The 13,160-nt window shown below is 71.4% G+C and carries 13 protein-coding genes; 6 read left to right on the top strand and 7 right to left on the bottom strand.

Going from position 1 to position 13,160, the window contains the following annotated elements; genetic code table 11:
* Nucleotides 1-21 precede the first annotated feature (21 nt).
* On the top strand, nucleotides 22-816 hold the full coding sequence (locus tag ACIOGX_RS07490) for a vancomycin high temperature exclusion protein (RefSeq protein ID WP_401912007.1): 795 nt from the start codon (nucleotides 22-24) through the stop codon (nucleotides 814-816).
* Between the two features lie 49 nt (nucleotides 817-865).
* Here ACIOGX_RS07490 and ACIOGX_RS07485 read toward each other — a convergent pair whose 3' ends face one another.
* Genes ACIOGX_RS07485 through ACIOGX_RS07465 form a run of 5 tightly spaced genes read right to left on the bottom strand, consistent with a single transcriptional unit; the run spans nucleotide 866 to nucleotide 6,230 of the window.
* Nucleotides 866-1,360, bottom strand: coding sequence for a gamma-glutamylcyclotransferase family protein (locus ACIOGX_RS07485; RefSeq protein ID WP_401911069.1), 495 nt, complete (start codon nucleotides 1,358-1,360; stop codon nucleotides 866-868).
* A complete protein-coding gene (cutA, locus tag ACIOGX_RS07480; protein ID WP_401911066.1) occupies nucleotides 1,357-1,686 on the bottom strand; it encodes a divalent-cation tolerance protein CutA in 330 nt (109 codons plus the stop codon). Before cutA ends, ACIOGX_RS07485 begins: the two co-directional genes overlap by 4 nt.
* 48 nt (nucleotides 1,687-1,734) lie before the next feature.
* Nucleotides 1,735-3,675, bottom strand: a complete 1,941-nt coding sequence (locus tag ACIOGX_RS07475) for an ABC transporter ATP-binding protein (protein ID WP_401911063.1) — start codon at nucleotides 3,673-3,675, stop codon at nucleotides 1,735-1,737.
* On the bottom strand, nucleotides 3,672-5,543 hold the full coding sequence (locus ACIOGX_RS07470) for an ABC transporter ATP-binding protein (RefSeq protein ID WP_401911060.1): 1,872 nt from the start codon (nucleotides 5,541-5,543) through the stop codon (nucleotides 3,672-3,674). Before ACIOGX_RS07470 ends, ACIOGX_RS07475 begins: the two co-directional genes overlap by 4 nt.
* Before the next feature lie 51 nt (nucleotides 5,544-5,594).
* Complete coding sequence (locus tag ACIOGX_RS07465) at nucleotides 5,595-6,230, bottom strand: NAD(P)H-dependent oxidoreductase (protein ID WP_356506606.1); 636 nt, start codon at nucleotides 6,228-6,230, stop codon at nucleotides 5,595-5,597.
* A gap of 52 nt (nucleotides 6,231-6,282) precedes the next feature.
* On the opposite strand from ACIOGX_RS07465, the gene soxR reads away from it, so the two are divergent.
* From soxR to ACIOGX_RS07445, 4 genes are all read left to right on the top strand, one after another.
* Nucleotides 6,283-6,738 carry a redox-sensitive transcriptional activator SoxR gene (soxR, locus tag ACIOGX_RS07460; RefSeq protein WP_356506604.1) on the top strand — a complete coding sequence of 152 codons (456 nt, stop codon included), beginning with the start codon at nucleotides 6,283-6,285 and terminating at the stop codon, nucleotides 6,736-6,738.
* Between the two features lie 37 nt (nucleotides 6,739-6,775).
* The gene (locus tag ACIOGX_RS07455; RefSeq protein ID WP_401911057.1) at nucleotides 6,776-7,570 is read left to right on the top strand and encodes an aminotransferase class IV; all 795 of its coding nucleotides are present in this window, start codon (nucleotides 6,776-6,778) and stop codon (nucleotides 7,568-7,570) included.
* Between the two features lie 350 nt (nucleotides 7,571-7,920).
* Nucleotides 7,921-8,556 carry a hypothetical protein gene (locus ACIOGX_RS07450; protein WP_356506600.1) on the top strand — a complete coding sequence of 212 codons (636 nt, stop codon included), beginning with the start codon at nucleotides 7,921-7,923 and terminating at the stop codon, nucleotides 8,554-8,556.
* A 220-nt stretch (nucleotides 8,557-8,776) separates the two neighbouring features.
* Complete coding sequence (locus ACIOGX_RS07445) at nucleotides 8,777-9,502, top strand: class F sortase (RefSeq protein ID WP_356506598.1); 726 nt, start codon at nucleotides 8,777-8,779, stop codon at nucleotides 9,500-9,502.
* Between the two features lie 168 nt (nucleotides 9,503-9,670).
* Here the strand turns inward: ACIOGX_RS07445 and ACIOGX_RS07440 are convergent, their stop codons facing one another.
* Nucleotides 9,671-10,450 (bottom strand): sulfite exporter TauE/SafE family protein, encoded by a 780-nt coding sequence (locus ACIOGX_RS07440; protein WP_401911054.1) that lies wholly within the window; start codon nucleotides 10,448-10,450, stop codon nucleotides 9,671-9,673.
* A 210-nt stretch (nucleotides 10,451-10,660) separates the two neighbouring features.
* Between ACIOGX_RS07440 and ACIOGX_RS07435 the strand changes: the two genes are divergently transcribed.
* Entirely contained in the window at nucleotides 10,661-11,818 is a 1,158-nt protein-coding gene (locus ACIOGX_RS07435) for an alkaline phosphatase PhoX (RefSeq protein ID WP_401911051.1), read from the top strand.
* Here ACIOGX_RS07435 and ACIOGX_RS07430 read toward each other — a convergent pair.
* Nucleotides 11,788-12,816 (bottom strand): winged helix-turn-helix domain-containing protein, encoded by a 1,029-nt coding sequence (locus ACIOGX_RS07430; RefSeq protein WP_356506592.1) that lies wholly within the window; start codon nucleotides 12,814-12,816, stop codon nucleotides 11,788-11,790. The two genes, ACIOGX_RS07435 and ACIOGX_RS07430, sit on opposite strands and share 31 nt — an antisense overlap.
* Between the last annotated feature and the right edge of the window lie 344 nt (nucleotides 12,817-13,160).

The raw sequence follows: 13,160 nt of genomic DNA, 5'->3' as shown, positions 1-13,160 counted from the left end.
CCGAAGCTGTCACGCCTGCGTATGCCGCGCCCGCGCAGGCCAAGGCCCGGTGCGTCACGGCTGCGTATGCCGCGCCCGCGTGTGCCGAGACTGCGCGCTCTGCGGCTGAAACGCCGGTCATGGCGGCCGGGAGAGGCCCGGCCGTGGCGTTTCCGGCTCACCCAGCGCCGCAGGAGACACCTCGTGCAGGCCGTCATGCTCGGGTGCGTGCTCGGGCTGGCGCCCGCGACATGGATGCACGCGGTCGCGGACAGCCGGATCCGTACGGTCGCGGAGGCGCCGGCGCGGGACGTGGCCGTGGTCTTCGGGGCCGGGCTGCGGTCCGGCCGGCCGGCCCCGTATCTCGCGCACCGCCTCGACGCGGCGGCGGAGCTGTACCACGCGGGCAAGGTGAAGGTCGTGCTGGTGACCGGGGACAACAGCCGGGAGGAGTACGACGAGCCGGACGCGATGCGGACGTATCTGGTCGGGCTCGGAGTGCCGGACGACCGGATCGTCAGCGACTACGCGGGGTTCGACACCTGGGACTCCTGCGTGCGGGCCAAGAAGATATTCGGCGTCGACCGGGCGGTGCTGGTGACACAGGGGTTCCATGTCCGGCGCGCGGTGGCGCTCTGCGGGGCGGCGGGCGTCGAGTCGTACGGCGTCGGTGTCGCGGAGCCGCGGAACGCGACCTGGTACTACGGCGGGATACGGGAGGTGTTCGCCTCGGGGAAGGCGGCGGCGGAGGCGGTGCTCCGGCCGGATCCCATGTTTCTCGGACCGGCCGAGACAGGGGTGACCGAGGCTCTGGCGGCCGGCGGCGGCGCCCGCTGACGTCCGCCGCGCCGACCACCGGCCGGTCCCGGCCACCACCCGGGCCCGGTCAGCGCGGGCGGACGTGGGCGAGCCAGTCGCCGTCCGCGATCAGGCGTCCGCGTGCCCGTAGCGCGCGGGCGACGCGTGGCGCCGCGAAGTACACCCATGCCCTGGCCGGGGTGCCGTCCGCCCGCAGGACGTCGCGGGCCACCCGTACGTACAGGTTGCGCGGATCTTCGGGGGCCGCGTACTCCTCCAACTCGTCCAGTACGGCGAGCAGTCCGGCGTACTCCCCCGGCTTCGCCGTGACGAGCTCGCCGACGACCGCACCGGCGGCGACCGCTCCGGAGGCGGCCGTACCGGGGCCGACCGTACCGGGGCCGACCGTGCCAGGGGCGGCCGTACCGGCGGCCTCGATCGCGTACGGATAACCGGGGCCGTCGTACAGCAGCGCTCCCGCCAGCCTGGCGGGTTCCTCCGCCGCCACGCGCCCGCGCAGGTACAGGTCGTGATTGTGCTCGCCGGGCCGCAGCGTGCCGTAGACGAAGAACGGAAGCCTCATGGTGCGACGGTCTCCTCGGCGATCCACGCCAGATACTCCGCGCTCCCCCGTACCACCGGCGTGGCGATGATCTCCGGTGTCTCGTAGTCGTGGGCCGCCTTCAGATGGGCCTCCAGCGCGTCATATCGGGCCGCGGTGGTCTTGAAGAGGACCTGCCACTCCTCGCCGGTCTCGATCGCGCTCCGCCAGCGGTACACGGAGGTGACCGGCGCCGAGATCTGGGCGCAGGCGGCGAGCCCTGCCTCGATCACGCCCCGGGCGAGCCGCTCCGCCTTGTCGGCACTGTCGGTCGTGGTCAGCACGGTCAGACACTCGGGGAGCGACACGAGGGGACTCCTTCTCGTTCCGGATGATCGGTGGAGGGCCGGGGGACCTTACACCGCGAGGGCGGCGAACTGCGAGGCGTACAGCCGCGCGTACGCGCCCTCGGCCGCCAGCAGCTCGTCGTGCGAGCCCTGTTCGACGATCGCGCCGTTCTCCATCACCAGGATCACGTCCGCGTCCCGGATCGTGGAGAGCCGGTGCGCGATCACAAAGCTCGTACGGCCGGCCCGCAGGGACGACATGGCCCGCTGGATGAGGACTTCGGTGCGGGTGTCCACCGAGCTGGTCGCCTCGTCCAGGATCAGGATGGCGGGTTCGGCCAGGAACGCCCGCGCGATGGTGAGGAGTTGCTTCTCGCCCGCGCTGAGTCCCGCGCCCTCCTCGTCCACGACCGTGTCGTAGCCGTCGGGGAGCGTACGGATGAACCGGTCCGCGTGCGTGGCGCGGGCCGCCTCGACGACGCGTTCGCGCGGGACGTCGCCGGGGACGCCGTACGCGATGTTGTCCGCGATCGTCCCGCCGAAGAGCCAGGTGTCCTGGAGGACCATGCCGATCCCCGACCGCAGCTCCTCCCTCGGGATCCGCGCGATGTCGACGCCGCCGAGCGTGATCCGGCCGCCCGTGACCTCGTAGAACCGCATCAGCAGATTGACCAGCGTCGTCTTGCCCGCGCCCGTCGGCCCGACGATCGCGACCGTCTGGCCCGGCTCCACGACGAGCGACACGTCCTCGATGAGCGGCTTCGCCGGCTCGTACCGGAACGACACCTTCTCGAACGAGACCGTCCCAGGACCTGTGCCCGCCCCCGCACCCGCGCCTGCGCCTGTTCCTGTGCTCGCGTCTGTGCCTGCGCCCGCGTCTGTGCCTGTGCCTGGGTCTGTGTCTTTGTCCGCGTCCGCGTCCGCGTCCGCGTCGGCTGCCGGGGACGCCGCCTCCTCCTCCGCGTCCAGCAGTTCGAAGACCCGCTCGGCGGAGGCGATGCCCGACTGGAGGAGGTTGGCCATGGAGGCGAGCTGGGTGACCGGTCCGTTGAATTCGTACGAGTACTGGACGAAGGCCTGGACATCGCCGATGGACAGCGTCCCCGAGGCGACCCGCAGCCCGCCGGCCACCGCGATCAGCACATAGGTCAGATTGCCGACGAAGCTCAGCGCGGGCTGGATCACCCCCGAGATGAACTGCGCCCGGAAACTCGCCTCGTACAGCTCCTCGTTGTGCTCCTCGAAGGTGCGGACGGCCTCCCGCTTCCGGCCGAAGACCAGCACCTCGGCGTGACCGCTGTACATCTCCTCGACATGGCCGTTGAGCCGGCCGGTGACGGCCCACTGCGCGACGAACCGCGGCTGGGCGCGCTTCCCGATCCGCACCGCCGCCAGGACCGACACCGGCACGGTGGCCAGGACGATCAGCGCCAGAGGCGGTGAGATCCAGAACATCATCGCCAGCACGCCGACGAGCGTCAGCACTCCGCGCACCATCTGGCCGAGCGCCTGCTGCATGGTCTGGACGATGTTGTCGATGTCATTGGTGGTGCGGGAGAGGATCTCGCCGCGCGGCTGCTCGTCGACGTACGTGAGCGGCACCCGGGACAGTTTCGTCTGCGCCTCCTCGCGCAGCCGGTAACCGGCCCGCTGGACGACCTCCATCGTGAGCCGCGTCTGCGCCCAGCTGAGAGCGGCGGAGACGGCGTTCAGGGAGAGGACGACGACGAGGACCCGTGCCACCGCCGGATAGTCGACACCGTACGGACCACCGGCACCGGAGACCACCAGATCGGTGGCGTGGCCGAGGATCTTCGGGAGGGCGACGGCGAGCGCGACGGCGGCCGTCCCGGCGGCGAGCACGCCCAGCAGCAGCCCCCGTTCGGGCGCCATCGTCCGCAGCAGACGGACGGCGGACCGGCGGAAGTCCAGGGAGCGTTCGAGGGACGGTCCCGCGACCGGACCGGGGCCACGCTGCGGCGCGGGCCCCCGGCGTTCCGGAGCGCTCATGCGGCTTCCTCCTCACTGAGCTGGGAGAGGACGATCTCCCGGTAGGTGTCGTTGTCCCGCATGAGCTGTTCGTGGGTACCGGTGCCGACGACCCGGCCCTCGTCGAGGACCACGATCCGGTCGGCGCCGCGGATGGTGGAGACGCGCTGGGCGACGATCACCACGGTCGCTCCCGAGGTCGCTCCGGCCAGTGCCGCCCGGAGCGCCGCGTCGGTGGCGTAGTCCAGCGCCGAGAACGAGTCGTCGAAGAGATAGATCTCGGGGCCGGCCACCAGTACCCGTGCGATGGCGAGGCGTTGGCGCTGTCCGCCGGAGAGATTGCCGCCGCCCTGGGCGACCGGCGCGTCGAGCCCCTCCGGCAGCGCGGCCACGAAACCGGCCGCCTGCGCGGTCTCCAGTGCCCGCCACAGCTCGTCGTCGGTCGCGTCCGGTTTCCCGTACCGAAGGTTGGAGGCGACCGTTCCGGAGAAGAGGTACGGCTTCTGCGGTACGAATCCGACCGTACGGGCGAGCAGGGCCGGGTCCATGGCCCGGATGTCGGTGCCCCCGATCCGTACCTCGCCCTCGGTCGTGTCGAGCAGTCTCGGCACCAGATTGAGCAGGGTGGTCTTGCCGCTGCCCGTGGAGCCGATGACGGCGGTCGTACGGCCGGGCCGCGCGGTCAGGTCGACCGCGCGCAGCACGGGCTCCTCGGCTCCGGGGTAACGGAATCCGGCGCCCCGGATCTCCAGCCCGCCCCGGATCTCCAGCCCGCCCCGGATGCCCAGCCCGGCCCGGGACGGCTGAACCCCGGACGGCCGGACCCCGGACGGCTGAACCCCCGACATCTGAACCCCCGACGCCTGAACCCCCGACGCCTGAACCCCCGACGCCTGAACCCCGGACAACTGAGCCCCCGCCACCTGGGCCCCGGACGGCTCCGTCTCCAGGACCTCCCGGATGCGCTCGGCGCTCACCGCCGCACGCGGCAGCTGCATCAGCAGAAAGACCGTCATCATCACGGCCATCAGGATCTGCATCAGATAGCTGAGGAAGGCGATCAGCGAACCGGCCTGCAACGCCCCCGAGTCGAGGCGATGGGCGCCGGCCCAGATGATCGTGACGGTCGCCAGCTCCCACACCAGCATGACCGTCGGCAGCATCACGGACGTGAGCCGGCCGGTCCGCAGGGCGACGGCCATCAGCTCCTGGTTGGCCCCCGCGTACCGCCGCTGCTCGTGCGTGTCGCGCACGAAGGCCCGGATGACCCGTACCCCCGTGATCTGCTCCCGCGTCATCCGGTTGACCTGGTCGATACGGCGCTGCATGCCCTGGAAGAGCGGTGGCATCCGCCGGACGATCAGGCCGAGACAGCCGCCGAGCATCGGTACGAAGATCAGCAGCAGCAGCGAGAGCGGCACATCCTGCCTGACAGCCATGGCGATCCCGCCGACACAGGTCAGCGGGGCCGCGACCAGCACAGTCAGTCCGATGGCCGTCAGCGTCTGGATCTGCTGGACGTCATTGGTCGTCCGGGTGATCAGCGAGGCGGCGCCGAAACGGCCCATCTCCCGTACGGAGAAGTCCTGCACCCGGGAGAAGACGGCGGACCGCAGATCGCGGCCGGCGCCCATCGCGACCCGGGCCCCGAAGTAGACGGCCGCCCCGGCGGCGAGGATCTGGAGCAGGGTGACGGCGAGCATCACCCCGCCCGTCGACAGCACATGGCCGGTGTCGCCGGTCAGCACACCGTTGTTGATGATGTCGGCGTTGAGGGTGGGCAGATACAGCGTGGACAGCGTCTGGATCAGCTGGAGCAGGACGACCAGGGCGAGCGTCCCCGCGTAGGGGCGCAGCCGGTGGCCCAGCAGGCGTGTCAGGACAGGCATCTCTTGTGTCCCCCGTGTTCGACGTGGATGGGCGGGGCGGACGGGCCGCCGTCAACCGGCGTACGGGCGGGTTGACTTGGCCTCGCGCAGCGCCAGCGCCCACCAGGCGAGCCGGTCGAGCAGCGTCCGCGCGGCGGCGTCGCACTCGGCCGGGTCCCGGTGCCGGCCCTCGGTGTCGAAGTGCGCGTGGGCGTTGTGGAAGGAGACCGTGTCCCGGACGGTGACGGCGTGCATCTCGGCGAAGATCTGGCGCAGTTGCTCGACGGCGCGCAGTCCGCCGGACATCCCGCCGTAGGAGACGAAGCCGACGGGCTTGGCCTGCCATTCGACGAAGTGCCAGTCGATCAGCGCCTTGATGGCGGCGGGGAAGGAGTGGTTGTACTCGGGGGTGAGGACGACGAAGGCGTCGGCGGCGGCCAGCACCGGCGTGACCTTGTCGAGTTCGGCCTGTACGGCGGGGCCCGGCCGGGAGGAGAGGGGGGCCGACAGATCCGTGTCGGCGAGGTCGATGAACGTGGTGGTGAAGTCCTGGCGCTCGGCGGCGCGGGACAGGAACCAGTCGGAGACGACGGGGCCGAAGCGGCCCTCGCGGTTGCTGCCCAGGATGACGGCGAGCCGGAGCCTGCCCTCGTTCTCGGTGTGTCCGGGCACGGCGGTGATCGCGGATTCCCGCGTGGTGAGGTCCATAGGAGGAGCGTCATACTTCAACCATGGTTCAGGTCAAGCTAGGCTGGCCGTCATGACGCATCTCGCCTGGAACGCCAAGGAAGCCACCGTCGGTGAACTGGCCGAACGCAGCGGCGTCGCCCCCTCCGCGCTGCGCTTCTACGAACGCGAGGGGCTGATCAGCAGCCGCCGTACGACCGGGAACCAGCGCCGCTACAGCCGGGACACGCTCCGCCGGGTCGCCTTCATCCGTACCTCGCAACGCCTCGGTATCCCGCTCGCCACGATCCGCGACGTGCTGGCGCTGCTGCCGGAGGACCGTACGCCCACCCCCGAGGACTGGGCGCGGATCTCCGAATGCTGGCGGGACGACCTCGACCAGCGCATCCGTACGCTGCGACGGCTGCGCGACAACCTCGCGGAGTGCATCGGCTGCGGCTGTCTGTCGCTGGACCGGTGCGTGCTCTCCAACCCGGGCGACGAACTGGCCGCGCACGGGCCGGGACCGCGCCGGCTCATGGAGGACTGACTGATCGGATCGCGGCGAGCGGCATACGGTAAGGCGCATGACGTCTTCCGCCACCGCACCACAGCTGCTGATCGAGGTCGACGGCCGGCCCGCCACCGAGGCCGACCTGCGGCTCCGCGCGCTCGACACGTACGGGCACTTCACCGCCTTGCAGATCAGGGACGGCCGGGTACGCGGTCTGGACCTCCATCTCGCCCGGCTGGACGCCTCGACCCGGGAGCTGTTCGGCTCGGGTCTGGACGGCGAGCGCGTACGTGCCCTGCTGCGGCACGCGCTCGGTGACGTACGGGACGCCGCCGGGCGGGTCTATGTGCACTGGCCCGACGGGGCCGCCGAGGCGAGCGTGATGGTGACGATACGGCCGCCCGCGACCCAGGACGGCCGGGCGCAGAGCCTGATGTCCGTCCCGTATGTGCGCCCGGTCGCGCACGTCAAGCATCTGGGCGGCTTCGCCCAGACCCACTACGGGCGGGTGGCCAGGAGGGCGGGGTTCGACGACGCGCTGCTGACCGGCGAGGGCGGGGTGGTGGCCGAGGCCGCGATCGCCAACATCGCTTTCTGGGACGGCCGTTCGGTGGTCTGGCCGGACGCGCCGTTCCTGACGGGTATCACCATGGCGCTGGTGGAGCCCCGCCTTCCGGCCGCCGGTCTGCCGTCGGTACGGCGTGAGGTCACCCTGGCGGACCTGCCCCGGTACCGGGCGGCCCTGGTCACCAACTCACGCGGGATCGCCCCGGTGGGCCGGATCGACGACACGGTCTTCCGCGGGGACGCGGAGCTGGTGACGAGGGTGACCGCGCTGTACGACGAGGTGGAGTGGGACCGGATCTGAGCGACGGACGGCCCCCGGCGCGGCGGAGACGACTGCCGGCGGCCTCGTACCGCCTGCCGCCTGCCGCCTGCCGCGTACCGCGACTTCGTGCCGCGTACCGGGACCGGAGCAAGGCACCTGCGGGCACAGCCGCCCGCCGCGCCGGGTCACCCGTTCAGCGCGGCACGGGCCGCGCCGCCGACGTACCTCCGCCGCTCCGCCGTGACCTGCGAGGACACCGGCGCGCGGGTCCGGCACACAGCCCCCGCCGGGCGAATCTGATCGCCCATCAGCAGGCGTGCGCGCCCCGGGGCGCCTTATCTCGGAGGAAGACGCGTACCGCGCTGCCGCCGGCCTCGGAGGATGCCATCATGCCGACCACTGCCCGCCTGCTGACCGGAACCGCGCTGGCAGCCGCCTCGATAGCACTGACCGTCGCGGGCACCACGGCGGCCGTCGCCGTGGACCGCGACGGTAGCTGGGACGGTGTGAGTGACGGGGCCGGTGACGGGGCCCGTGACGACGGCCGGGAGCGCAGTGGGGACAGCGGGCGCGACGGAGGCCGGTCCGTCGGGCGCGACCAGGGGAAGCCGGGCCGGCTGGAGCTGTCCCCCCGGTATGTGCGCCCCGGCACCGCCGTCATCGCCCGGACCACCGCCTGCGGGCGCGAAGGCCGCGGCCGGGGCTTCGCCGAGTCCGTCGGCGCCGGGGAGTTCCGGCTCAATCGCGTCTCCGGCAAGGAGATCGTGACCGGAGGGTTCCGGGTGGCGCACCACGCCAGGACCGGAACGCACACCATCCGCGTGCGGTGTGACAACGGCAGAGAGGCCCACGGCGCGCTCTTCGTGGAGCACGGCGGGCCGCGCGGCCATGTGAGAACCGGGGTCGGCGGCAGCGTCACCCCCGACACCACCCAGATCGCGGCGGGCGTGGCCATTCTGGCCGTGACCGCCGCCGGCGGGACCTGGCTCCTGCGTCGCCGGGCGAGCGGCACGCAGGCGAGCTGACGGGCAGGCCTCCACCGCCCCGGTCCCGCCCCGCGTCCCCGTCCCCGTCACGCTCATCGCTGACGGGGGCGGGGAACTCTCCCCACGCAGGAACTCTCCCCTCGCAGAACCTCTCCCCACGCAGGACCCCTTTCCTCGCAGGACCTCTTCCCCCGCGGGACCTCTCCCTTCGCGGGAAACGACGAGAAGCACGGGACACGACAACAGGAGAACAGGACTGATGACCGCCAGGGCCAGGCGCAGAGGCAGAGGCATGTACGGAGCCGGGTGCGGCGCCATATGCGGAGCGGGCAGAAGCGCGTGCGCCTGCGGAGCCGGCGGCGGCCGGGCCAGAGGCGGAGGCTCGGGCTGGCTGATAGCCATTCCCGTCTGTGTCGGGATCTGGCTCGTCCAGAACGGCTCCGAGCCCGTGACCCCGCCCCAGCCGACCGCCGCGGAGGCCTTCGCCGCGGGCCCCGGCAGCCACACCGAGGCCGCCGCCGCCCCGATGGGGTCCTCGGCCCCGGTCCGTCTGAGCATCCCCGAGATCACGGTGGACGCGCAGGTCCTCGGGCTGGGGCTGGGACGCGACGGCAGTCTCGACGTACCGCCCTCCGGCATCCGGAACATCGTGGGCTGGTACAAGGACGGCGCCACCCCGGGCGCCAAGGGAACCGCGATCATCGCCGGTCATGTCGACAACGCGCAAGGACCCGCCGTCTTCTACGAGCTGGGCACGCTCAAGAAGGGCCATCACATCGAGGTGACCCGCGCGGACGGCAGTACCGCCGTCTTCACCGTCGACGCGCTGGAGGTCTACGACAACGCCGAGTTCCCCGACCGCAGGGTGTACGGGGCCACGGACCGGGCGGAGCTACGGGTGATCACCTGCGGGGGCGGCTTCGCCAAGAAGGGCGGCTACCAGGGCAATGTCGTGGCGTACGCGCATCTCGTCGGCACGAGATAGCGCCAGGGCGAAGGCACAGGCCGTCAACGCGCTCAGGCCGTCCGCGCACTCAGGCCATCCGCGCACTCAAGCCATCCGTGCACTCAGGTCGTCTGCGCACTCAGGCCGTCCGTGCACTCGGGCCGTCCGCGCACTCGAACCGTCCGTGCACTCGGGCCGTCCGCGCGCTCAGGCCGTCCACTGGTCGAACGCGAGCTTCGCGACCAGCGAGAACACCACCACCAGCAGCACCCCGCGCACGAACTCGCTCCCCTTCCGGAGCGCCATCCGCGCGCCCATCATCCCGCCCGCCAGATTGAACACCGCCATCAGCGCGGCCAGTTGCCACAGCACGGTGCCCTGGTAGGCGAACATCGCAAGCGCGCCGCCGTTGGTGCAGACGTTCACGATCTTCGCGGTGGCGGAGGCGGTCACCAGATCGAGATGGAGCACGGCGGTGAGCGCGAGCACGAGAAACGTGCCCGTACCGGGTCCGAACAGCCCGTCGTAGAAGCCGATCCCGCCGCCGACCAGCACGATCGCGGTGACCGTACGCGCCCGGGTGACCGGGCCGCCCGCCCGCGTCCCGCCGAAGGACGGCCGCAGCAGGACGAAGGCCGCCACGCCGAGCAGCACCACCATGATCACGGGCCGGAGCACATCGCTGCTGATCCCCGCCGCGAAGAAGGCGCCGGCCATCGAGCCGACGAGGGCCGCGAGCCCGATCCGTACGGCTGTCTTCACCTCGACCGGCGCCTTGCGCAGATAGGTCACCGCCGCGCCCGAGGTGCCGACGATGGCGACCGCCTTGTTGGTGCCGAGGATGTGCGCGGCGGGTACGTGCGGCAGTCCGAGGAGCATCGCGGGCAGGAGCAGCAGTCCGCCCCCGCCCACCACGGCATCGATCCAGCCCGCCGCCCCGGCGGCGAGACAGAGCACAATGAGCATGGTCAGCGATATGTCGGGCATGATCATGACCCTATGGACGGAATGTGTGCCCCGTCCATGGATCCAGGGAGAGTGTGAGCTAGACGGCTGGCGGGACGTACAGCCGAAATGACGACTTCTCACCGGACGTTCAGACGGCGGCCATGCCTGTCCCCTAGGCTCCTGCGACGCGCGACCCCGCGACGTCGGCCGGCGCCGTGGGGCGGTCACGACACCCCCATGGAGCGACCAGTGGAACGTCGCAGTTTCCTGCGCGGAGCGGTCATCGGCACCTCGGCCGCGGCTTTCGGCGGCACCCTGTGGCGCGGCGCCGCCTACGCCGCGCCCGCCCAGCCCGGCGCGGGCCCCTACGGAGCACTCGGCACGGCGGATTCCAATAACATCCGCCTCCCCGCCGGGTTCACCAGCCGGGTCATCGCCCGGTCGGGGCAGCAGGTCACCGGCACGTCGTACAGCTGGCACAGCGCCCCGGACGGTGGCGCCTGCTACGCCGACGGCACCGGCTGGATCTATGTCTCCAACTCGGAGATCGACCCGTCGGGCGGCGCGAGCGCGGTCCGCTTCTCCTCGACGGGCGCGATCACCGCCGCGTACCGGATCCTCTCCGGGACCCGGCAGAACTGCGCGGGCGGCAAGACGCCGTGGAACACCTGGCTCTCGTGCGAGGAGGTGGACCGCGGCTACGTCTACGAGACCGACCCGTGGGGCGTGAAGACGCCGGTACGACGGGACGCGATCGGCCGCTTCAAGCACGAGGCCGCCGCCGCGGACCCCGTGCGCAGGACCATCTATCTCACCGAGGACACCACCGACGGCTGCTTCTACCGCTTCACGCCCACCACCTGGGGCGATCTGTCGGCGGGCCGTCTCGAGGTGCTCGTCGCCGGTACGGGCACGAGCGGCCCGGTGAGCTGGGCGACGGTCCCCGACCCGAGCGGTGCCTCGACGGCCACCCGTAACCAGGTGCCGGGCGCCAAGCGTTTCAACGGCGGCGAGGGCTGCTACTACGCCGGCGACACCTGCTGGTTCACCACCAAGGGCGACAACCGCGTCTGGCAGTACAACGCGGCCGCGGCGACCATCGAGCTGGCCTACGACGACTCGCTCGTCTCCGGTACGGCGCCGCTGACCGGTGTCGACAATGTCACCGGCTCCTCCTCCGGCGATCTCTTCGTCGCGGAGGACGGCGGGAACATGGAGATCTGTGTGATCACCCCTGACGATGTCGTCGCGCCGTTCCTGCGGATCGGCGGCCAGTCCGGCTCGGAGATCACCGGACCGGCCTTCTCCCCCGACGGCAGGCGGCTCTACTTCTCCAGCCAGCGCGGTACCAGCGGGAGTTCGTCGGGCGGTATCACCTACGAGGTCACCGGGCCGTTCCGGGCGTAGAGCCCTTCCGAGGGTCTGCCGCCCCGCAGCAGGGCGGCGCCCAGCGGGGTGAGGGTGTGCAGGACGGCGTTGCCGTGCCGAAGGGTGACGACGAGCCCCGCCTCGCGCAGGACGCAGGCGTGCTGGCTGGCAGAGGCGAGCGACACACCGGTTCTGCGGGCCAGCTCGCTCGTCGTCGAGCCGTGCTCGATGGCGCGCAGAACGGCCGAACGCGTATGCCCGACGAGCCGGCCGAGCGTGGGTCCCCCACGCTCCGTGACGGCGGGCGCGTCGGAGTGGGTGACGGGATAGACCAGGACGGGCGGCAGCGTGGGGTCGCGGTGCACGACCGGCGTGGAGCGGCAGAAGAACGACGGCTGGAGCAGCAGCCCCCGCCCGTCCAGGCGCAGTTCGCGGTGGACCGGGTAGTCGGCCTCCAGCACCGGGGAGCGCCAGCGCAGCATCGGCGGCAGCGTGGAGAGCAGTTCGTCCGCGCCGCCGTCGAGCAGCGCCCGGCCGCGCAGCGCGCGGTCCGCCTCGGCCCTGGCCCGGATATGGGGCCAGTACGGCTCCACGGCGGCCCGGTGGTAGACGCGCAGCGCCTCGACGAGCCGGCCGAGGCGGTCGGAGCCGCCGTCCGCGAGCGAGGCCAGCTTTCCGCCCGGGTCTCTGCCGCGCTCATTGCCCATGACGAGCAGGGCGAGTTCGGCGCGTATTCTTTCGTGCGGCGTGGCGCGCAGTGCTTCGAGGCCCGCTTCCAGGCCCGCGTCAAAGCCGAGTCTTCCCTGAGCCGGCGTCAGGAAATCCGGGAAATAGCCGCGCTGTGGAACGAGCGCGGAGAGCAGACTTGTTTCACCGTTCAACCGGGTCCGTGTTTCCCTGCGCCATTCCCCGTAGGCGAGCGGACCACGCCGGTCTCTTATTCGATGAAAGCTGAGAATCGTTTCCCACAGCGGGTCGGGCCCGGCGGCCATCCGAACCCCGCCGAGGTCCTTCCCGGTGAAATGAATACGCAGCATCAAATCTCCACCTGTTGCGTCCACTATCTCCCCAGCAGCCCCCAGCACTGAGTATGCAGGCCATCACGGGCTGTTACCACGGTGTTTCGGCCACAGTTGAAACGCTTCGCGGTGGCGCCCGCGAAGCGAAAAGCTGTACCTCGTCGGGCATGAAACCTGGACGACCGAATAGGCGTGGCGAGGGCCGTGGGGGGCTTCGCCCGCTCGGCGGCGGTCAGTCGAGGTTGCGGCTCCATGTCCGGCCCGCGTAAAAGGAGCGCGACCGGTGGGTGGGGATCCACCGGTCGCGCTCCACCCGCTGCCCGCCGTTACCCGCCGGGCAATTCAACACAGCACTCACCATC

The sequence above is a fragment of the Streptomyces sp. NPDC088147 genome (assembly GCF_044741565.1).
Taxonomy (GTDB): Bacteria; Actinomycetota; Actinomycetes; order Streptomycetales; family Streptomycetaceae; genus Streptomyces.
This window is presented reverse-complemented; position numbering and strand designations above follow the sequence as displayed.

What these genes read in the sequence shown, in the direction of transcription:
- ACIOGX_RS07490 (WP_401912007.1), top strand. Translation starts at nt 22, where the DNA reads ATGCCGCGCCCGCGCAGGCCAAGGCCCGGTGCGTCACGGCTGCGTATG.
- ACIOGX_RS07485 (WP_401911069.1), bottom strand. Translation starts at nt 1,360, where the DNA reads ATGAGGCTTCCGTTCTTCGTCTACGGCACGCTGCGGCCCGGCGAGCAC.
- ACIOGX_RS07475 (WP_401911063.1), bottom strand. Translation starts at nt 3,675, where the DNA reads ATGAGCGCTCCGGAACGCCGGGGGCCCGCGCCGCAGCGTGGCCCCGGT.
- ACIOGX_RS07470 (WP_401911060.1), bottom strand. Translation starts at nt 5,543, where the DNA reads ATGCCTGTCCTGACACGCCTGCTGGGCCACCGGCTGCGCCCCTACGCG.
- ACIOGX_RS07465 (WP_356506606.1), bottom strand. Translation starts at nt 6,230, where the DNA reads ATGGACCTCACCACGCGGGAATCCGCGATCACCGCCGTGCCCGGACAC.
- soxR (WP_356506604.1), top strand. Translation starts at nt 6,283, where the DNA reads ATGACGCATCTCGCCTGGAACGCCAAGGAAGCCACCGTCGGTGAACTG.
- ACIOGX_RS07455 (WP_401911057.1), top strand. Translation starts at nt 6,776, where the DNA reads ATGACGTCTTCCGCCACCGCACCACAGCTGCTGATCGAGGTCGACGGC.
- ACIOGX_RS07450 (WP_356506600.1), top strand. Translation starts at nt 7,921, where the DNA reads ATGCCGACCACTGCCCGCCTGCTGACCGGAACCGCGCTGGCAGCCGCC.
- ACIOGX_RS07445 (WP_356506598.1), top strand. Translation starts at nt 8,777, where the DNA reads ATGACCGCCAGGGCCAGGCGCAGAGGCAGAGGCATGTACGGAGCCGGG.
- ACIOGX_RS07440 (WP_401911054.1), bottom strand. Translation starts at nt 10,450, where the DNA reads ATGCCCGACATATCGCTGACCATGCTCATTGTGCTCTGTCTCGCCGCC.
- ACIOGX_RS07430 (WP_356506592.1), bottom strand. Translation starts at nt 12,816, where the DNA reads ATGCTGCGTATTCATTTCACCGGGAAGGACCTCGGCGGGGTTCGGATG.